Raw genomic sequence first — 20523 nt, forward strand, 5'->3', positions numbered from 1 at the left:
TTGTTCCTCAGGTGTTGAGCGCCGTCCTGTCCACTTGAGGCTGTAGGAGCGCGGCAAGGCGCGATAAAGAATCGCGGCTTGCGCGGCTCCGACTGAAGGCCTTCTCAGGCAGGCTCCTCAGGGCGTGCAGGCCTTTCTTGCTTAGGAAGCGCTCGTGTGATACGGAGGCGCTGTGAATGCTTCCGTGCGCAATAACAGCGCTTCACCGGAGGCGCACCAAGAACCTCTTTGAAGAAAGGCGATCCATTCATGGCTGTTGTCGCTCCTTTTCGCGCGCTTCGTTACAACCCCGACCTCGTGGGCGACCTGGGTCGCGTGATCGCACCCCCGTACGACATCATCAGTCCAGCGGAACAAGACGCCTTTTATGCCATGCATCCTTACCACATGGTTCGCTTGGAACTGGGAAAGACGACGGATCAGGACACACCCGGAAACAACGCTCACACGCGGGCGAGCCGATATCTTCAGCAGTGGCGCCGTGAAGGCATCCTTATGCGAGAATCTGAGCCAGCCTTTTTTCCCTACGAGCTCGAATACCCCTTTGCAGGCGATTGCAAGATGCGCCATGGCTTCTTTGGGTTGCTTCGGCTGGAGGAATTCGGCAAAGGATGCGTTCGGCCCCACGAGCGCACCTTTCAAAAGGTCAAGGACGAACGGCTGGCGCTTTTGGTGCAATGTCGGGTGCATTTCAGCCCTATTTTTGTCCTGTTCAGTGATGCGGATGGGCGGGTGCGCGATCTGATGCAAGCTCACCTCAGCAAGAAACCGTTGGTGGAGTGCCGCGATTTTCGTGGATGTGTGCACCGCCTTCATCGCATGAGTCGGCCCGAAGAGGTGCGGCATCTCAGGAATCTTATGGCGGATAATGACATTTATATCGCCGACGGCCATCATCGCTATGAAACAGCGCTCAATTATCGACGCCTCATGATGGAAAAGCATCCGAACGCTTCCTTCGAAGCCCCTTTTCATTACGTGCTCACGTATTTTTGCCCTATGGAAGACGACGGCCTTGTGGTGCTGCCCACCCATAGGTTGTTGCCTCGGCTGGATGCGCACAGGGCCTTGCGGGTTATCGACAAAGGTGAGGCGTTTTTCCGGCTGCTGTCCTTTTCCATGCATGACGCAGGACGGGCGGCATGGCAGGAGCGTTTGGCTTCTTTTCGTGCCCAAAAGGAGATTGCCATCGGCTTCGTACACCATGGCGGCGACGCTTATTGGGTCCTGCACGTGAACAGAAGCGCCGCCCGTTCTTATCTTGCGAATAAAGGCTTTCCCGAAGTCTTGCAGGACCTGGATGTGGTGGTGGTGGATCACCTCGTGCTGCGAGGCCTTCTGGGCTTGGATGACGTGTATTTGTCCGACGCGGAAAACATTCGCTTCAGCCATGACCTGAACGAAGCTCTGGCCGCCGTGGCGTCGGGAGAAGCGACCGTGGGCTTTTTCGTCAATCCCACGCGGGTGGACCAAGTGCGCGATGTGGCCCAAGCCGGCTTAATTATGCCGCACAAGGCTACCTATTTTTACCCCAAAGTGTTCAGCGGCCTTGTCATGCATCCCATGGATTCGACGGAGACGGTCGAGTTGCCTTGATGAACCGATGAGATGGGTCGCTCTCCCTTGGCATCTTCATTCATGACGGCCCGCGCACATGATGGGTGTGAGATCGTGACCATGCCCGCCTCGTTATCACGAGACCGCGAAGAGCTGATCCCTGAGGGATGCGTGAGCGAGGAGGCAGACGTTAGCTGTGACCGCCTCTTTCAGGGAGCTTTGTCCCTTTACCAGGACCGGCGGGGCTATCGGTTTTCTATTGATGCCGTGCTTTTGGCGGGGCTGACCCGCGTCAAGGCCACGGATCGCATCATGGAATTGGGGACAGGCTGCGGCGTCGTGCTGCTGGCTTTGGCGGTGCGACGGGCGGGCGGGCAATGGGTGGGCGTGGAAATTCAGTGGCGCTTGGCGGCTTTGGCCATGAAAAATGCCGAAGTCAACGGATTATCCGAGCGCGTACGCATTCATTGCATGGACTGGAGGGACGTGAACAAGGTTTTTGCACCGGAAGGATTCGACCTGGTGGTGTCCAATCCACCCTATCGGCGGCTTCGCTCGGGAAGAAGGAATCCGAATCTGCAAAAGGCGGTGGCTCGGCACGAACTCTACGGCACGGTGCAGGATATGTTTGAGGCCGCATCGTACCTTTTGAAGGAAGGGGGGCGCTCGGCGGTCATTTACCCGGCGTCTCGGTTGGACGATCTCGTGACGGCCGCCGTGAAAGCTGGCCTGCGCCCCAAGCGGCTGACCCTTATCCATTCTCAACGCGACGCGCCGGCTAAGCTTGTGCACATGGAATGCGTTAAGGGCAGTGGTCAGGAGCTTCAAGTGACGCCGCCTTTTATCATTTACGAGGAAACCGGCTGCTACAGCCCGGCCATGCTTCGGTTGCATGCGGGGTGTTGGTGAGCCTGACGCAGCAGAGATGAACACGCAAAGGAGGGCTTATGGATCTTGGGCTGAAGGGTAAGGTGGCTTTCGTGGCCGGAGCCAGTCAGGGGCTGGGCAAGGCCGTGGCCATGGAATTGTGTCGGGAAGGGGCCAAGGTGGCCATTTGCGGGTTGGACGACCCTGAACTGCCCAAAGCCGTGGAAGAGATCGCAGCGGCAACAGGCGGGCAAGTCATCGGCATTCCGGCCGATGTGACCGTTTCCGAACAGGCGCGCGACTTCATTCGCAAGGGCCTTGACCATTTCGGCACTGTGGACATCTTGGTCAATAATGCCGGAGGCCCGCCGGCCAAGACCTTTCTCGAAATCGACGAGGATTTGTGGCATTTCGGATTTCGCTTAAACCTGCTGAGCACCATCGTCATGACGCGGGAGGCGGTGCCGGTCATGATGGCCAAGCGCTGGGGCCGAATCATCAACATGACGTCGGTGTCAGTCAAACAACCCATTGACGGCTTGATTCTCTCCAACACCATTCGATCCGGCGTGGTGGGTCTGGCCAAGACCTTATCCAACGAACTGGCCCCCTACAACATTACGGTGAACAATGTGTGTCCCGGCTATACGCTCACCGAGCGGGTCCGTAGTCTCGCCGTGATGACGGCGCAAAAGGAAGGAACCACGCCGGAAGCGGTCATCGATCGATGGCGGGCGAGCATTCCCATGGGGCGCCTGGGCACTCCCGAAGAATTTGCCGCTCTGGTGACCTTTCTCGCCTCGGAACAAGCCGGGTACATCACGGGGGCATCCATCCATATTGACGGGGGATACTACAAAGGCGTGATGTGAAAGGATAAGCTATGAGCCGACGAAGGGTGCGGATTCGTTCCGTGGGACGTTATCTTCCGGAACGGAAACTGACCAACGAAGATTTGGAAAAAATGGTGGACACCACCAATGAATGGATCCTGACGCGAACGGGCATCCGGGAACGGCGGATTCTGGAACCGGGCCTGGGGTGTTCCTTCATGGCCGCTCGCGCCGCCCAAGAATGCCTGGATCGTGCCGGGGTTTCGGCCGCTGAAGTGGATGCCATCATCGTGGGCACCGTCACGCCCGACATGTTCTTTCCCTCCACGGCCTGTTTGGTGCAACGGGCCATCGGGGCCGATAAGGCGTGGGGGTTTGACCTTTCCGCCGGTTGTTCGGGTTTTATCTTTTCCATGACCACCGGAGTGCAGATGATCGAATCGGGCCGGTACGACAAAGTGTTGGTCATCGGCGCCGATGTCATGAGCAGTATCATCGATTATACGGATCGCAACACCTGCGTCTTGTTCGGTGACGCCGCCGGCGCGGTGCTTTTGGAACCCTGCGATGAAGATGGCTACGGTGTTCTGGACTTTATTCAAAGGATCGATGGGGCCGGCGAACCATATCTGCACATGAAGGCCGGGGGCAGCCGACGCCCGGCCTCCGAAGAAACCGTCAGGGCTCGAGAGCACTACGTGTATCAGGAAGGCAAGAAGGTCTTTAAGTTCGCCGTGACGGAAATGGCCGATGTGTCCGTAAAAATCCTGGAACGCAACGGCCTTTCCGGAAAAGATGTCAGGGTGTTCATTCCGCATCAGGCCAATTTGCGCATTATCGAAGCCTGCGCCAACCGCATGGGGTTGGACATGGACCGGGTCATCATCAATATCGATCGGTACGCCAACACCACCGGCGCCACCGTTCCGCTGTGCCTCTACGAAGCGACGGTGGAAAGAAACCTTCTGGACACAGGCGATTACCTGGTCATGTCCGCCTTTGGGGCCGGATTTACCTGGGGAAGCATCCTCATGCGCTGGATTTAAGAAAAGACGCGCGTGCGGGAAGGCTCGAAGCGGCAAGAGACTGTCCCTACGGAGTGCATCGCGCATCGAGCGAATCCTTGACACCGGAAAGACGCGAGATGCGCGTTCCGACGATACCAGGAAGTTACCCCTCCTTTCGCCCTGAGCCGAGCCGACAATGGTTTGGCCGCGTCCCTTCGGCTTAAGTTGTAAGAGCGGCGCCAGCCGCGATGCCTGGTCGCGCTTGCGGCGCTCCTACAGATCGGTACGATGACGGCCGGGAAAAGCCAATTTCGGACGGGGTTCTATATTCCGGCGCGGGCGAGCAAACTTCCCCACCGCGCGTCCACCTCTCTTTGAAACGCTTCCATTTGTTCGGGCGTCATTTTCTTAAAGCGCGCTTGGGTCTTGAGGTAGTCCGCCACGGGTCGCTTGCGTTGGGTCTTGGCCAGATTGAGGCTTTTTCCCGTAAGGCGAAACACGCCGTTTTCCACTTCGTAGAGGACAATCACGCCGGTTTCCACGGCCAAGCGGCCGATCTTGACGGTTTCTCGCGTGGGAAAGCCCCAGCCCGCGGGGCAGGGGGTGGTCAAATGGATGAAACGGGTTCCTTGAATCAGGCGTGCTTTGGAAAATTTGTCGTAAAGGTCCATGGGGTAGGATGAACAGGTGGTGGCCAGATACGCCGGGTGATGGGCTTCCATGATCTGAATGAAGTCTTTTTTGGGCTGTTCCTTGGGAAACACCGGTGTTGTCGTGGTGATGGCTCCGGACGGCGTGGCGCTGGAACGCTGCACACCCGTGTTCATGTAGGCTTCATTGTCGTAACAAACGTAGATGAAGTTGGTTTGCCTTTCGGCAGCGCCGCTCAGCGCCTGAATGCCCATATCGAACGTGCCGCCGTCCCCGGCCATGGCCAGGACCACATAATCGTCTTTACCCAGAACCTTGAGTCCCGCGGCCAATCCGGACGCCGAAGCGGCGGTGCCGCCAAAGACGTTGTTGACGGCATTCACGAGCACCGGTGTTTTGGGGTACATGCCGTGCAAAATGGTGAGGCAACAGGCCGGAAGGGTCACGATGGTCTTGGGCCCCAGGGCCTTAAGAATGTGCCGGTAGGCGATGGGCAGGCCGCAACCCGCGCAGGTTCGCGTGCCAGGGAGAATGTATTCTTTTTCGGGAAGATCCATCAAAGCGGTCGCCATAGGGTGTCCTTGTTCGTCAGACTTCGTTGGAAAACCAAACGGAATGGCACGGCACCTCCTCTTGCGTGCCGAATGTCATGGCCTGCTTGGCAATGTCGCACAAGTCCGAGGGTTTGACGTCTTTTCCTCCAAGACCGACAATGTAACCAGCCACGATCGGTTGCCGTCCGTTCAAGCCGTAAAGGGCCGACTTGATTTCTGTGGCCAAAGCGCCTTCCAGACCGTAACTGATGGCTTTTTCCACCACCGCCAGACGAGGCGCGTGACCAAGGCGGTTTCGCACCGCTTGTTTGGGAAACGGGCGAAAGACCCGAAGACTCGTCACGCCCGCCTTGATGCCTTGTTCTCGAAGCATGTCACAGGCCTCGGAAGCTTCGCCGCCCAAAGAACCCATCGTCACGAAGACAATCTCCGCATCTTCCGTGCGGTATGCCGGAAGGGGATCTTCATAACTTCGGCCAAAGTGTTTTTCAAAGGCTCGGCCCTCTTCGGCAAGAACGCTCACGGCCGATTCCAAGGTTTCTTGAAGGCGTCGGCGAATGCCCATGTACCCCGGGCACAGACGGCCATCGGGCCCCGCGATGGGATCCGTCATCACCACCGCGTTGATATTGACAGGCCGTTGCCAATCCAGCTCATACGCCGGTGTAAACGGCGGCAAAAAAGCGTCCACGGCTTCCTGGTTGGGCACATCCACGGGCATCATGGTGTGGGAGAGGCGAAAGCCGTCAAAGCAGACCATGACAGGCACCAGCAGGCGTTCCGCCACTTTGTAGCCGAGGATGATGAGGTCGAGAACTTCTTGATTGTTCATGCAGTAAAACTGCATCCAGCCCGTGTCTCTTTGAGCGATGCTGTCCTGCATGTCGTTCAATATGGTCCAAGGGGCGCCCAATCCTCGGTTCGTCACCGGCATGACAATGGGCACGCGCGCTCCCGCCGCCCAATGCAGCTGCTCATGCATGTAAGCGAGCCCGTTGGCGGCGGTTGCCGTAAAAGCGCGGGCGCCCACAAGGGAAGCGGAAATACAGACCCCCATGGCCGAATGTTCGCTTTCCACGCGAACGAATTCCGCCTGCAACTCGCCCCTTTCGACATACTCGGAAAGCACTTCAGGAATCTTCGACTGGGGCGTGATGGGATAGGCGGCGATGACCTGCACGCGGCAGAGCTTTGCCGCCAAAGCCGCTGTTTGATTTCCCGTGAGAATTTTTGGTGCCACGATGTCGCAAACCTTTCCTTGCTCTCTGCGCTCAAGGCTCGAACGCCTAAAAGTCCCTCTGAAAATGCCTTTCCTTCATGTTCACACGCCCGCGCATGGGCCGACGGAAGGGGTGCGCTCTTCGCGGTCGGCGCATTTGCGGAGGCGCAGGACGCGTCCCTCCAATCGCAGGGGCTCGCTCACCCGATTCGACTCGGAAGGACCATAATCTCACGGTCCCCAATGTTCGGAAGGACCGCACCCTCGCGGTCCGGCGTCGCGGATGGTCTTTGAGTCCATAAAACACCGCTGAGCCGGCCCCATCAGACGCTGCCGCGAGAGCATTTCACATAACGACACGGAAGAATCAAGTCAATGGCAATCATTTGACAAAGGCCCAGAGGGGGGCATGGTCGGTTTTTTCAGAAAGAAGGGAGAAAGACAAAAAAGAGAGCCGAAACTCAGCCGTCGTGAGCTGGAGGGCGGCTCTCCTTGTCAGCCCGGGGAATGGTGCGGTTTACTTGGCCTTGGACGCCCGCTTGGAAGCCTTCAGGGGATTGATCTTCACCTGCTGTGAAGTCACAGGCGCTTTGACATGGGTTGCAAAATTGCAGTGCCCCGTCTTCCATTTGATGCTGGGATTGGGATAACTGGCACAGAAACGCCCCGCCGGGACCTCAACGATCCGCTGGCATCCTTCGCACTGCTCCACCACCTGATGGCAAGAGCCCCCATTGTACCCGCAGCCGGCTTTGGTCATGAAGAAGCAGTCCACACCCGCCTTCACCGTTTGACAAATCATGGCGATCACCTCCGTGTTTTCTGATGGTCTGCCCCGAAAATCGGCGACATAGTACTCACGAAATCGCAGCTGTCAAGCCCATGAAACGGTTTTTTTTTTAACAAAGTAACAAAAAATTTTTTCAGCCCGTCAAACTAGGCAACTCTTTCCAGGTCTCCTTGAAAATGTTGTTCGAGCGGCATTGGGCCACGATCGAGCTTTTCTGAGCCCTTGTTGTGGAAAAGAGGGCCTTCCGGCCCTCCGATGATCTTCGGACCGCGAGGACGTGGTCCCTTCGACAGAGGGTGTTAGCCCTTCCGTCGGCGCAGGAAGGCATTGTCGAGGGTCTTCCTTGTGTTCGATATTTTGTTTGATGGATGACGGGTTTTTTGAACAGGCGGACAAAATTGGGTTAAAGTTTTGGACAAAAAAGGCGATTTTCTGAGAGAGGCTTGTGGATGACGAACAGCTGAGGGAGCGGGTGCCCGAGCACGTATGACGACGGCGACGAGTGCACAGGACAAAGGTCCCGGTGGGGCTTCTGTCAAAAGAAACAAAATCGGCCAGCTGTTGCTGCAGGCCGGCCTCATCGGCCCAAAGGACCTGGAGCGTGCTTTACAAGAGCAAAGCCGAAACGGGGACCGATTGGGAAGCATTCTCATTCGGCTGGGTGTCATTGACGAGAGAATCCTGACCGAGTTTCTGGCCAAGCAGTTTCGCGTCCCCTTGGTGAATCCGGCCCGCCTGACCGCTTCCAAAGAGGCTTTAAAGCTCGTCTCTCCGCAGGTCATGCAGAAGTACCATGTTTTTCCCCTGGGAGTCATGGGGGCGACGCTGCATGTGGCCATATCCGACCCCGGCAATCTTTTCGCCATCGACGACCTTCGCTTCATCACCCAAAAGAACATTCGTATCCATGTGGCTTCGGAAAGCCTCATCAAAAAGGCTTTTGAATCGGTGCATGCGGCCGACACTGATGAAGGTTTGGAAGCCGTTATGGGCATGATCCGCGACGAAGCGGACGCGGAAGTGGTGGAAGGTTCCCAGGAAATCGACCTGCTGTATTTGGAAAATGCGGCGGGCGAAGCGCCGGTGGTCAAGCTCGTCAATCTTATTCTTCTCGATGCCATTCGCAAAAAGGCGAGCGATATTCACGTGGAATGTTACGAAAAGGGCATGCGAGTGCGTTACCGCATCGACGGGCTTCTCTACGAAGTCATGCGCCCCCCATACCAGCTTCGAAACGCCATCATTTCACGGCTCAAGATCATGAGCCGCCTGGACATCGCGGAACGCCGGCTGCCTCAAGACGGCCGCATCAAGCTCAAAAGCAAAAGCGGCGAGATGGAATTTCGCGTCTCCGTGCTGCCGACCCTTTTTGGGGAAAAAGTGGTGCTGCGTCTTCTGGACAAGAGCAATTTGCAGTTGGACATGACCAAGCTGGGTTTTGAGCCCAAGCAGTTGGATCTCTTTCGAGAAGCGATCTACCGGCCCTATGGCATGGTCCTGGTGACCGGGCCGACGGGAAGCGGAAAAACCACCACGCTCTACAGCGCCCTTTCCGAGTTGAATAAGGTCAGCCATAACATCTCCACGGCGGAAGACCCGGTGGAATTCAGTCTGCCTGGCATCAATCAGGTGCAGGTCCATGAGGCCATTGGGCTGACCTTTGCTGCGGCGCTGCGTTCCTTTTTGCGCCAAGACCCGGACATCATCATGGTGGGCGAAATTCGGGATTTCGAAACGGCTGAAACCGCCATCAAGGCGGCTCTGACGGGCCATCTGGTGCTGAGCACGCTGCACACCAATGATGCGCCCAGCACCGTGAACCGTCTGCTCAACATGGGCATTGAACCCTTTCTGGTGGCCTCCGCCGTGAATCTGGTTCTGGCCCAGCGGCTGGCTCGGCGCGTTTGCCCCGAATGCCGCATTCCGGAAGACATTCCACCGGAAGCCCTCATCGATCTTGGGGTTCGAGAAGAGGAAGTGGGCACGTTCACGTGCTATCGCGGTCGAGGGTGCCCGGCCTGTTCCAACACGGGGTATCGGGGCCGCATCGCCCTCTATGAAGTCATGGCCATGACCGACGAGATTCGGGATTTGGTTCTGGTGGGAGCCTCCGCTTCGGAAATTAAACGGGAAGCCATTCGGTTGGGCATGCTCACGCTGCGCCGGAGTGCCATCAACAAGCTCAAGGAAGGCATCACCTCGGTGGAAGAAGTGCTTCGAGCCACGGTGAGGGATTAAGGACATGATCAATTTTCTTGTGGGGGACGTTGAGACGCAGTTTCTTTTCGGGCTGCGCGGAATTCCTCCACAACTGAGCCGGAAATGACGTTATCGAGTCCTTTTCGGTCAGGTCGACACGGAGTCCGCCATGCCGGAATTCATCTATAAAGGGGTCAATCGCAAAGGGCAAAAGGTTCAGGGAGAGATCGAGGCCGACAATCTCACCATTGCGCGCCAACTACTGGAGCGTCAAGGCTTTTCACTGAAAACACTCAAACCCAAACCCAAGGATCTTCTGGAATACATTCCCGCACTTCAAGAAAAGGTTAAAGAAAAGGATCTGGTGCTCTTTACGCGCCAGTTTTCCACAATGATCGACGCCGGATTGCCCATCATTCAGTGTTTGGAAATCATCAGGGACCAGACGGAAAACAAGGCTTTTCGCAAAGTGCTTCGCGCGCTCAAAAAGGACGTCGAAGAAGGAGCCGCCTTTTCCGAAGCCCTGCGAAAGCACCCCAAAGTGTTTGACCAGCTTTTCGTGAACCTGGTGGCGGCGGGGGAAGCGGGCGGCATTCTGGATGTGACCCTGACACGTCTGGCCGCCTACTTGGAAAAGGTTGCTTCATTGAAAAAGAAAGTGCGAGGCGCCATGACGTACCCGGCCATTGTGGTGGCCATCGCCGTCATCGTCATCGCCGTCATTCTGATCTATGTCATTCCCGTCTTTGCCGGCCTCTTTCGAGATGCCGGTGTTGCTTTGCCCACCTTGACCCTGGTGGTCATGAATCTGAGCGATTTCGTCAAGAATTATATTCACTGGATGATCTTGGGCGTTGTGATGCTTGGCTTTTTGTTCCAAAGGTTTCGAAAGACACCCCGCGGGCGCGACCTCACCGACCGCATTTTCCTCAAGGCGCCTGTGTTCGGTATGCTTATCAAAAAGGTCGCCTTAGCCCGCGTGACCCGCACCTTGGGAACCATGCTGGGCAGCGGCGTGCCCATTCTGGAAAGTATGGAACTGGTGGCGGCGACCTCGGGCAATGCCGTCATTGAAAAGGCCGTTCGTCAAGCGCAGCAGGCTGTGTCTCAAGGAAAGACCTTGTCGGAGCCACTTTCGGAAAGCGGCATTTTCCCGCCCATGGTCATCCATATGGTTTCCGTAGGGGAAGCCACGGGAGCTCTGGACAACATGCTGGCCAAAGTGGCCGACTTTTACGATGAAGAGGTGGACGCCACCGTGGAAGCCTTGACGTCTCTTCTGGAACCCATGCTTATTGTCTTTTTGGGCGTCACCATCGGCGGGCTTTTGGTGGCCATGTACATGCCCATTTTTCAATTGGCGGACGTGGTTTCTCGAGGCTCATGAGCCACAGGTGAAAAGAGGCGGGCCATGACCAAGGCCTCGCGTGCCCCTTGGATTGCCGAAGCAAATACCGCCTTTCAACGCACGGTGCACACGCATCTGGTGCTGCGGTTGTTGGCCGCGGTCTTTATTCTGGCCGTGACCTTTCTTTTTCAGTTGCGCTTGTCTCGGGACGTTTCGGAACCGGTCCTGACACCCCTTTACATCTACGCGGCCGTCCTCTTTTCCGTGACCCTTTTGAGCGCCTGTGTGCTCCCCATAGTGCACCGCCACGGGCTTTTCGCGGCGGGCCAGTTCGCCTTTGATGTTTTGGCCGTGACCTTTCTCATTTATCTCACCGGAGGTGTGACCAGCCCTTTTCCGTTTCTCTACATGGCTTTGATCATGGCGGCGGCGGTTTTGTTTCAGCGTCGAGGAAGCCTCTGGGCCGCCGCAGTGTCCACCATCGCCTATGGAGTTCTTCTCGACTTACAGCTCTATGGATGGGTGCATCCTTTGCCGTTTATGGGCAGAGCCGTGTCGGCGGTTTCGAGCGGAGTCTACCTTTACAATTTGGCGGTCACCACTTCGGCGTTTTTTCTCGTGGCTTTCATCAGCGGATATCTGGCGATGGAACTGCAAAAATGGGCCAGACTTTCGGCTGAAAAAAGCCGAGACATCGAACGGCTGGAATCCTTTTACCGTCGGCTGGTGGAAAGTCTGGGGGCCGGGCTGCTCACCACCGACGCCCATGGCCTCATCACCTATGCCAACCGCGCGGCCCAAAAACTTCTTCAGGTGGACGCTTCCGCATTGGAGGGGCAGCCTCTGGAGCGCGTTTTCCCCGAACTACAACACCACAATCCGGTAACGAACGCCGAAAAGCCGTTCTCAAAGAGCCTGCCTGAGGCGTCCGAACCGGCTGACCACAGGTTTTCGTGCACGGGTTTTGGCACGGAAGGCGACGTCCGAGAGAAGGCTCAGGAAAGTCCGAGTTCTTGCCGAGTTCTGGAAATTGTGCGGGAGACGCCCTCGGGTGAACAAAGATCCTTTGTGGTGACGGTGTCGCCCTTGAAGACGGCCCGGCCAAGTCAGGACCGAGTGATTGTATTTCAGGATCAAACCGAGATCAAGGCCCTGCAGGAACGCATGAGGCGTCTGGAACAGTTGGCCTTCGCCGGCAAAATGGCCGGAGAAATCGTTCACGACATCAAAAATCCTCTGGCGGCCATCAGCGGCGCGGCCCAAATGATGGCCGCCCAAGGGACTCAGGACGACGATGTGGCCCGGCGCCTTCAGGATATTCTCATGCGCGAGATCGATCGATTGAACACCTTGGTCGGACGTTTTCTATGGATCGCTCGAGAAGGCAAAGCCTCAGAAAAACCCGAACCTGTGGCCGTTGCCGAAACGGTGCACCAGGTCCTGGAAACCCTGACCATGAGCAAGCACCTGTCGAACCGGCATCGCGTGCACGTGGATGTACCCCAAGACCTTCACGTGACCCTGGTTCCCCGCCATCTCTTTCAAATCCTCTGGCACCTTGTGGCCAATGCGGCGGAAGCCCTGCCCGAGGGAGGGCATCTGCAGATCGGTGCCTACCCCCATGCCCACGAAGATGGGCGCTCGGGCGTCCTTTTGAAGGTGGCCGACAGCGGCCCGGGCGTTTCCGCCGACGTGGCCCACAAAATCTTTGACCCCCTGTTTACCACCAAGGAAGGCCACCTGGGTTTGGGCTTGAGTCTGGTCCACCGGCTGGTGGATGCCGCAGGCGGCCACGTGCGTGTAGGGTCCTCCGCCGCCTTTCCCATGTGCGTGCGCGTCTTTTTGCCGCAGCCATAATTTTTTCCCTTGCCAAAAAGGACGCCCGTGATTATATAGCACTCGTTTTCGATGAGTGCTAATAAGGCACGGTGTGGTTGTTCAAAAAAACTCTGATTTTATAAGGAAAGGAGAAGGCTCCATGAAGCTTCGACCGCTCAACGATCGTGTGGTCATCAAACGGATTGAGGAAGAGGAAAGGACGGCCGGCGGCATCATCATTCCCGACACGGCAAAGGAAAAACCCATTCAAGGTGAAGTTCTGGCCGTGGGCAACGGCAAGCTCATGGAAGACGGCACCCGTCGCCCCTTGGATGTGAAGGCGGGGGATCGCGTGCTTTTCAGCAAGTATGCGGGCACCGATGTGAAGGTGGAAGGCGAAGATCTTTTGATCATGCGCGAAGACGACATTTTGGCCATCATTGAAAAGTAACGTTGACGATCAAGGAGGATCCATTTCATGGCAAAACAACTCATTTACGATACCAAGGCTCGAGAAGCCCTGCTCAAGGGTGTGAACACCTTGGCGGATGCCGTCAAAGTGACCCTGGGTCCCAAGGGCCGCAATGTGGTCATTGAAAAGTCTTTCGGCGGCCCCACGGTCACCAAGGACGGTGTCACGGTGGCCAAGGAAATCGAGCTGCCCGACAAGTTTGAAAATATGGGCGCCCAAATGGTCAAGGAAGTGGCCAGCAAGACCAGCGATGTGGCTGGAGACGGCACCACCACGGCCACCATTTTGGCTCAGTCTATTTATTTTGAAGGGTCCAAGCTGGTCACCGCCGGCGCGAACCCCATGGCCTTAAAGCGCGGCATTGAAAAGGCCGTTAATGTGGTGGTGGATGAACTGAAAAAGATCAGCAAGCCCACCAAGGACCAAAAGGAAATCGCTCAGGTGGGCACCATTTCCGCCAACAATGACCCGACCATCGGCAACATCATCGCCGAAGCCATGAACAAGGTGGGCAAGGAAGGCGTCATCACGGTGGAAGAAGCCAAGGCCATGGAAACCACTCTGGAAGTGGTGGAAGGCATGCAGTTTGACCGCGGCTATATTTCCCCGTACTTTGTCACCGACCCCGAAAAGATGGAAGTGGTGCTCAATGAACCCCTCATTCTAGTCAACGAAAAGAAGATCAGCAGCATGAAGGATCTGTTGCCCATTTTGGAACAGATCGCCAAGATGGGTCGGCCCCTTTTGATCATTGCCGAAGATGTGGAAGGTGAAGCCTTGGCCACTCTGGTGGTGAACAAGCTGCGCGGCACGCTGCAGGTCTGTGCCGTCAAGGCCCCTGGGTTTGGGGACCGGCGCAAAGCCATGCTGGAAGATATCGCCATTTTGACGGGCGGCCAGGTGATCAGTGAAGAAAAGGGCATCAAGTTGGAAAGCGTGACCTTAAAGGATCTGGGCAGCGCCAAAACCGTTCGTGTGGACAAGGACAACACCACCATCGTGGACGGCGCCGGAGATCGCAAGGCTTTGGAAGGCCGAGTGCGCCAAATTCGCACCCAGATCGAAGAGACGACCAGCGACTATGATCGGGAAAAGCTGCAGGAACGGCTGGCCAAGCTCGTGGGCGGCGTGGCCGTCATCAGTGTGGGAGCTGCCACGGAAACGGAAATGAAGGAAAAGAAGGCCCGCGTGGAAGACGCGCTGAACGCCACCCGTGCGGCCGTGGAAGAAGGCATCGTGCCGGGCGGCGGCGTGGCCTACCTGCGGTGCCTGAAGGCTCTGGACGAGCTCAAACTGGAAGGTGAAGAGCAGCAGGGCGTGAACATCGTGCGCCGCGCTTTGGAAGAACCCGCCCGTCAAATCGCCAACAACGCCGGTGTAGAAGGTTCGGTCATCGTGCAAAAGATCAAGGCCGGCGAAGGCGCCTTCGGTTACAATGCGGAAACGGGGGAATTCTGCGATCTTTTTGAAGCCGGTGTCATTGATCCCACCAAGGTGACTCGATCCGCGCTGCAAAACGCCGCCAGCGTCGCTTCCCTCATGCTCACCACCGAATGCATGGTTGCGGAACTGCCCAAGGAAGAAAAACCCGAGATGCCGGGTGCCGGCGCCGGCAGGGGCGGCATGTACTAAAAAGAGCGTGGCTGACAACGCCGTTGATTGAAAATGAAGCGGATCTGAAAGGCCTTCCCGTGGAGGGAAGGCCTTTCTTTTTTTCGGTTTTTGGGGTATCCATGCCCGGCGATGGAACCTTTTGAAGAAAAGAAACGGTCAGGAGGGTGGCGACGAGGGTGATGGATTACAAAAAAACGCTCAATCTGCCAAAAACCGATTTTCCCATGAAAGCGAACCTGGCCCAGCGCGAACCGGACCTGCTCGCCCAATGGGAACGCATGGACCTTTATGGAAAGCTTCGCCGGGCTTCCGCCGGTCGAACGCCCTACATTCTTCATGACGGCCCGCCCTATGCCAACGGCCATATTCATCTGGGCACGGCTTTGAACAAGATCCTGAAGGACATGATTGTCAAGAGCCGCCAGATGAGCGGGTTTGACGCCGTTTATGTGCCCGGTTGGGACTGCCACGGGCTTCCCATCGAACATCAGGTGGACAAGGAACTAGGGCCCCGAAAAAAGACCATGTCCCAGACAGAAATTCGAAGGCATTGCCGCGCCTACGCCGAAAAATACATCGACATTCAGCGCCGGGAATTCAAGCGGCTGGGCGTTCTGGGTGAATGGGACAACCCGTACCTGACCATGTCCTACGATTACGAAGCCACCATCGCTCGAGAACTAGGCCGGTTTTTTGAACGGGGAAGCGTCTTTCGAAGCAAAAAGCCCATCTATTGGTGTTGTAGCTGCCGCACGGCGTTGGCGGAAGCCGAAGTGGAATACCATGACCATGTGTCGCCGTCCATTTACGTGAAATTCCCCGTAAGCGACGAAAGCCGAAGATCTCTGGAAGGCCTTGGCGGTCTTCCGACCTACGTGCTCATTTGGACCACGACGCCCTGGACCCTTCCGGCCAATCTGGCCATTGCGCTCCATCCCGATTTCACCTATGCCGCCGTGCGCGTGGGCCATGAAATTTGGATTCTGGCCGAAGGGCTGGTGGAAAAGTGCCTGCAGACCTTCGGCATCAGCTCTTACGAAAAAATTCGAACATTTTCCAGCCGCGAACTGGAAGGGCTGGAGTGCCGCCATCCTTTTGTGGACCGAGCCTCACGCCTGGTGCTAGGATCCCATGTGACGTTGGATGCCGGCACGGGCTGTGTCCATACGGCCCCGGGGCACGGCCGGGAAGACTATGAGACGGCCCTGGCCTACGGTCTGGACGTCTATTCCCCTGTGGATGACGACGGCTGTTTTACGGCCGATGTGCCCTTCTTTGCCGGGCAATTCGTCTTTGACGCCAACGCCGCCGTCAATGCCAAGCTGAAAGAGCTGGGAGCGCTGGTTCTGGAAGCCGACATTTCCCACAGTTATCCTCACTGCTGGCGCTGTAAACAGCCGGTCATCTTTCGCGCCACAGAACAGTGGTTCATTTCCATGGAACGAAACGATTTGCGAAAGAAGGCGCTTCAGGCCATCGACGAAGTGCAGTGGGTGCCGTCTTGGGGCCGGGATCGCATTTACCAGATGATTCACAACCGTCCCGATTGGTGCATTTCTCGGCAGCGTTCCTGGGGTGTGCCCATCACGGTGTTCACGTGCCGGCAGTGCGGCCACGTGTTGGCCGGCCGCGAGGTGTTTGACAAGGTCACGGCGCTCTTTGAAGAGGAAGGAGCTGACTGCTGGTTTGAAAAAGACGTTTCGGAACTGTTGCCCGAAGGGGCCGCCTGCGCGAGCTGCGGCGCCACGGACTTTGACAAGGAAATGGACATTCTGGATGTCTGGTTCGATTCCGGGGTGTCTCATGCGGCGGTGTTGGAGCGACGGCCGTATCTGAGGTCCCCTGCGGATCTTTACCTGGAAGGCAGCGACCAGCATCGCGGCTGGTTTCATTCCTCGCTTTTGGCCTCGGTGGGCACGCGGGATCGAGCCCCCTACAAGGCGGTGCTGACCCATGGATTCGTGGTGGACGGCCAGGGTTACAAGATGTCCAAATCCTTGGGCAATGTCATCGCCCCCAACGAAATCATTCAAAAATTCGGCGCGGAAATTCTGCGCCTGTGGGTTTCCGCGGAAGACTATCGGGACGATATTCGCATCTCTCAGGATATCTTGCAGCGCCTCAGCGAGGCGTATCGGCGCATTCGAAACACCTGGAGGTTTCTGCTGGGGAATCTGCACGATTTCGACCCGGCGCGGCACGCTGTGGCCCCGAAAGCCATGCCGGAATTGGACCGCTATGCCTTGCACACGCTGCAAAAACTGGTGGGCACGGTACGGCGGGCCTACGACCGTTTTGAATTTCACCGCGTCTACCATGCCGTGCACAACTACTGTACCGTGGACCTGAGTGCATTTTACCTGGACATTTTGAAAGATCGGCTATACACGGCGCCTCCGGCCAGCCTGGAACGCCGATCGGCCCAGACGGCCTTGTATCGGATTCTCACCACCTTGTTGAAGCTCATGGCGCCCATCTTGTCTTTTACGGCGGAAGAAGCCTGGGCCCATCTTCCCGGGGATCACGGGGAGTCCGTGCATTTGGAGATGTTTCCCGAAGTGGAGGAAGCCCTGGTGGATGAGGAGCTGGCGGCGCGATGGGAACGGATCCTGCAGCTGCGCACCGATGTGAGCCGCGCTCTGGAATCGGCCCGGCAGGCCAAAACCATCGGGCATCCTCTGGATGCGCGCGTGTGCATGGATTTGCCCGAAGGCTGGCGCGAGAATTTTTCGCAGGATGCGGAACTGTTGCGGACGGTTTTTATTGTTTCCGAGGTGCGGCTGGAGAACCTGGACGGCCGCACGGAGGTGGTGGAAGGCCAGGAAGTTTCGGGCTTGAAGGTTGTGGTGGAACGGGCTTCGGGAGACAAATGCGAACGGTGCTGGGTCCTTTCCCAAACGGTGGGAACCTTTGCCGACCATCCGACCCTGTGTGCCCGGTGCCACAGTGTTTTGCGTGACGCCCAATAAGTTGCCGCGGGCATGCTTGGCACGAGCACTTGGCCTCGGCCCCGACCGTAGGCCCCGCGCCTTGGCGGCCGAGTGCTTTCCGGACGGCCGGGAGGCCGTCCCTCGCCGTTCAAACACTAAGAATGCCGTCGCAAGAACCATGGTGCATCACTCAGAGAAGCAACGGAACCCGGCCATGTCTGAGGAAAGCGCCCGCCCGTCCACTCCGGCGCGAGCCGCCGATTTTTTTCTTTTCGGCGCCGTGGCGCTGAGCGTCTATCTTCTGGATCAGGCCGCCAAAGCCTGGGTCCTGCACACCCTGCCTCTTTACAGCCAAAAAGCCGTCATTTCCGGGTTTTTCAACCTGGTGCATGTGCGCAACACGGGCGTGGCCTTCAGTCTTTTTGCCGGAAGCGACAGCCCCTGGCGTCTGCCCGTCCTGGTGGCCCTGACACTCTTCGCCTTGGTTGTCGTGTTTTTTCTTTATCGAGAAAGCCGCCCTGTAGAAAAGGTCAAGCGCGTGGCCTTAAGCCTCATTGCGGGAGGCGCTGCCGGAAACCTCACGGACCGCCTGCGATTCGGCCATGTGGTGGATTTTTTGGATTTTTACTTCGGCTCTCATCACTGGCCGGCCTTTAACGCGGCGGATACGGCCGTGACGGTGGGAGCGGTTCTGCTCCTGTGGAGCCTCCTTCGCGCAGAGAAAGCCCCTGGCGTGCGGCCGTGAGCGCCTCCAGCGGCGTCTTCGAGAACACCTTCCGGAGGAGCGCCGGCAGCCGCCATTCCAGGCTGGTGCCGGTTCCGTGACCATCCGGTCTAAGTGTGGAAACCGCGCCGTGCGGCGCTCTTACAGCATACAGCCGAAAGGACATGGCGGAACCATTCTCGGTCGGCTTGCCGGCGCACCGTGGCGGACGGCTGGCCGTCCCTTCGAGGTTGGGGCCTGCCCCCTGAATTTTTTTCGGAGGGACCGGCCCCTGCCGGTCCGCATATGGCCTAAGGTCGGTTTTTTTTTGGGACGGACCGCGTGCTCGCGGTTCGTCATGGTGTGACCGGCGCTCTTTGGAGAGACCGTGTTATTGGAGCGGCGCAGTCGGCCATGCGTTGTCGCGCCGTGGGGCGCTCCTACAGGCTCAAGCCCAAAGGACGTGGTCAAACCCTGCTGAGACAGGCATTAGGGCCGATTGGCGGAAAGAAAACCCGCGCCGTCAGGGCTGGATCGCGACGCTGCGAAGGCTCGCCGAATTTACGGCTCACTTTTCCTCTTCTTTTCTTAGCTGCACCGTGACGAAATCCGGCACCCATTGTTTTTGATCGGCGTTCCACACATACTGGCGCACCACCACGGCGTCCTTGTAGATGCGTTCCACCAGACCATCGGGTGTGACCGGCGTGCCTTCCTGAACGATGTAGCCCTTCCCCGAGGCGTCTTGAATCAGGGCTCGGGATCCCAATTCCCCCCAGACGATGGCCTTGAGGCCCCGCTCCAATTCCGCCAGAGTCATTCTTTGCAAAGGCGTCAAAGGAAATCCGGCCGAGGAAACGGGGGAGGGTTCCCTTTCCGCCTCGGGATAGGTTTCGGTCACGGTGGTTTGCGGCTCGATGAAAGGAACAAAGGGATCGGCCAGGCCCAAAGGCCGATAACGAAAGGCGTCCGACTGCACGGCCTGAAGCATCTCCTTTTGCAGCGCTGCGGCCTGTTCCGGGCTGATGTCCGTTGCTTCCGAAAGATTCGCCTCTGATGCCGCCGGTCCCTCTGAAGATGCGGGAGCACCCGGTGATTGCTGAGGCGCCGCAAAAGCCCCCTGAGTGATGCACATCAGGGTGATGACGACGGCCGCCGTCAGGCCTTTGGCCCAATGCATCGCCTGACCAGCCCACACGCGCCGTGAACGTACGGAGGACTGAAATGAACGCCTTGAATTTTCCATATCGCTTACCCTCGTTCCCGTTCCATGCGTCACCGACGGCCCCGTGGCGAAAACCGCAGGTGCTTTGTCCACCGGGTCCGACCCTTCATCAATTCCATTGTTGGCATCAAATCCTTGGCCATTCAAGCAAAACATCATTTTTCGCCATTCATTCAACAAATCGGCTGAAAAACGTCGCTCCTTGAAGCGTGACAATTTTTGTCTCCACACGGACAATGTTTGTCATGCTCCCGGCGGTCAAGGGCCTAAAAATCCCCGACAGGTCAGGCATAACCATTGAGAGCGCCTCAAGAAAAATTTTTTTTGGGGCTCTGGCACACCCATTGCTTGTGGTCCGGCCAAGGGTTTTCGATGAGACACTTCGGGAAGGGTTTATCCCCAAAAAATGACCGCGGAAAGGGGGGAGGCGACACGGGGCGGTCGGGGGGATCACGCGGCATGACACAAACCCGAAAACCAACCATCCCGGCCCGATGGGTCGGGGCAAGGTGAAAGGAGAAAATGCATGTTCATCAAAATGAAGGAAAGTAAAGGCTTTACCCTGGTGGAACTTATGATTGTCGTGGCCATCATCGGCATTCTGGCCGCCGTCGCCGTGCCTTTTTACCAAAGGTATGTCAAGAAGGCGCGTTTAACCAGTCTCGTCCTTCCGGGCGTTCATGCCATTGAAACCAGTATCAGTACTTACTACAGCGTGCAACAAGCGTTTCCACCC

16 protein-coding genes are annotated in these 20523 nt (G+C 57.3%); 12 read left to right on the forward strand and 4 right to left on the reverse strand.

Annotated elements, in window-relative coordinates; genetic code table 11:
- Positions 1-249 precede the first annotated feature (249 nt).
- The 4 genes from ACUVSA_RS05510 (at position 250) to ACUVSA_RS05525 (ending at position 4303) form a co-directional block, all read left to right on the forward strand.
- The gene (locus ACUVSA_RS05510) at positions 250-1596 is read left to right on the forward strand and encodes a DUF1015 domain-containing protein (protein WP_445892792.1); all 1347 of its coding nucleotides are present in this window, start codon (positions 250-252) and stop codon (positions 1594-1596) included.
- A gap of 132 nt (positions 1597-1728) precedes the next feature.
- On the forward strand, positions 1729-2466 hold the full coding sequence (locus ACUVSA_RS05515) for a tRNA1(Val) (adenine(37)-N6)-methyltransferase (RefSeq protein WP_445892791.1): 738 nt from the start codon (positions 1729-1731) through the stop codon (positions 2464-2466).
- Between the two features lie 38 nt (positions 2467-2504).
- Positions 2505-3296, forward strand: a complete 792-nt coding sequence (locus ACUVSA_RS05520) for an SDR family oxidoreductase (protein ID WP_445894075.1) — start codon at positions 2505-2507, stop codon at positions 3294-3296.
- A gap of 11 nt (positions 3297-3307) precedes the next feature.
- On the forward strand, positions 3308-4303 hold the full coding sequence (locus tag ACUVSA_RS05525) for a beta-ketoacyl-ACP synthase III (RefSeq protein ID WP_445894076.1): 996 nt from the start codon (positions 3308-3310) through the stop codon (positions 4301-4303).
- Positions 4304-4587: 284 nt separating this feature from the next.
- Here ACUVSA_RS05525 and ACUVSA_RS05530 read toward each other — a convergent pair whose 3' ends face one another.
- The 3 genes from ACUVSA_RS05530 to ACUVSA_RS05540 form a co-directional block, all read right to left on the reverse strand.
- Complete coding sequence (locus ACUVSA_RS05530; protein WP_445894077.1) at positions 4588-5487, reverse strand: thiamine pyrophosphate-dependent enzyme; 900 nt, start codon at positions 5485-5487, stop codon at positions 4588-4590.
- A gap of 16 nt (positions 5488-5503) precedes the next feature.
- On the reverse strand, positions 5504-6709 hold the full coding sequence (locus tag ACUVSA_RS05535; RefSeq protein ID WP_445894078.1) for a transketolase C-terminal domain-containing protein: 1206 nt from the start codon (positions 6707-6709) through the stop codon (positions 5504-5506).
- A 496-nt stretch (positions 6710-7205) separates the two neighbouring features.
- Positions 7206-7490, reverse strand: coding sequence for a PxxKW family cysteine-rich protein (locus tag ACUVSA_RS05540; RefSeq protein ID WP_445894079.1), 285 nt, complete (start codon positions 7488-7490; stop codon positions 7206-7208).
- A gap of 474 nt (positions 7491-7964) precedes the next feature.
- Between ACUVSA_RS05540 and pilB the strand changes: the two genes are divergently transcribed.
- The 7 genes from pilB (at position 7965) to lspA (ending at position 18604) form a co-directional block, all read left to right on the forward strand.
- Positions 7965-9716, forward strand: a complete 1752-nt coding sequence (gene pilB / locus ACUVSA_RS05545) for a type IV-A pilus assembly ATPase PilB (RefSeq protein WP_445894080.1) — start codon at positions 7965-7967, stop codon at positions 9714-9716.
- A 130-nt stretch (positions 9717-9846) separates the two neighbouring features.
- Positions 9847-11064 carry a type II secretion system F family protein gene (locus ACUVSA_RS05550; RefSeq protein WP_445894081.1) on the forward strand — a complete coding sequence of 406 codons (1218 nt, stop codon included), beginning with the start codon at positions 9847-9849 and terminating at the stop codon, positions 11062-11064.
- Between the two features lie 24 nt (positions 11065-11088).
- Positions 11089-12882 carry a two-component system sensor histidine kinase NtrB gene (locus ACUVSA_RS05555; RefSeq protein ID WP_445894082.1) on the forward strand — a complete coding sequence of 598 codons (1794 nt, stop codon included), beginning with the start codon at positions 11089-11091 and terminating at the stop codon, positions 12880-12882.
- Positions 12883-13003: 121 nt separating this feature from the next.
- The gene (groES, locus tag ACUVSA_RS05560) at positions 13004-13294 is read left to right on the forward strand and encodes a co-chaperone GroES (RefSeq protein ID WP_445892063.1); all 291 of its coding nucleotides are present in this window, start codon (positions 13004-13006) and stop codon (positions 13292-13294) included.
- A 27-nt stretch (positions 13295-13321) separates the two neighbouring features.
- Complete coding sequence (gene groL / locus ACUVSA_RS05565; protein WP_445894083.1) at positions 13322-14947, forward strand: chaperonin GroEL; 1626 nt, start codon at positions 13322-13324, stop codon at positions 14945-14947.
- A 161-nt stretch (positions 14948-15108) separates the two neighbouring features.
- Positions 15109-17898 (forward strand): isoleucine--tRNA ligase, encoded by a 2790-nt coding sequence (gene ileS, locus ACUVSA_RS05570; protein ID WP_445894093.1) that lies wholly within the window; start codon positions 15109-15111, stop codon positions 17896-17898.
- A 175-nt stretch (positions 17899-18073) separates the two neighbouring features.
- Positions 18074-18604: a signal peptidase II gene (gene lspA / locus ACUVSA_RS05575; RefSeq protein ID WP_445892060.1), complete on the forward strand. Its 531-nt coding sequence runs from the start codon at positions 18074-18076 to the stop codon at positions 18602-18604.
- A gap of 526 nt (positions 18605-19130) precedes the next feature.
- Here the strand turns inward: lspA and ACUVSA_RS05580 are convergent.
- The gene (locus ACUVSA_RS05580) at positions 19131-19808 is read right to left on the reverse strand and encodes a hypothetical protein (protein WP_445892059.1); all 678 of its coding nucleotides are present in this window, start codon (positions 19806-19808) and stop codon (positions 19131-19133) included.
- Positions 19809-20313: 505 nt separating this feature from the next.
- Between ACUVSA_RS05580 and ACUVSA_RS05585 the strand changes: the two genes are divergently transcribed.
- On the forward strand, positions 20314-20523 hold a 210-nt coding region (locus ACUVSA_RS05585), incomplete at its 3' end, for a pilin (RefSeq protein ID WP_445894084.1).

The organism is Desulfosoma sp. (assembly GCF_052743555.1).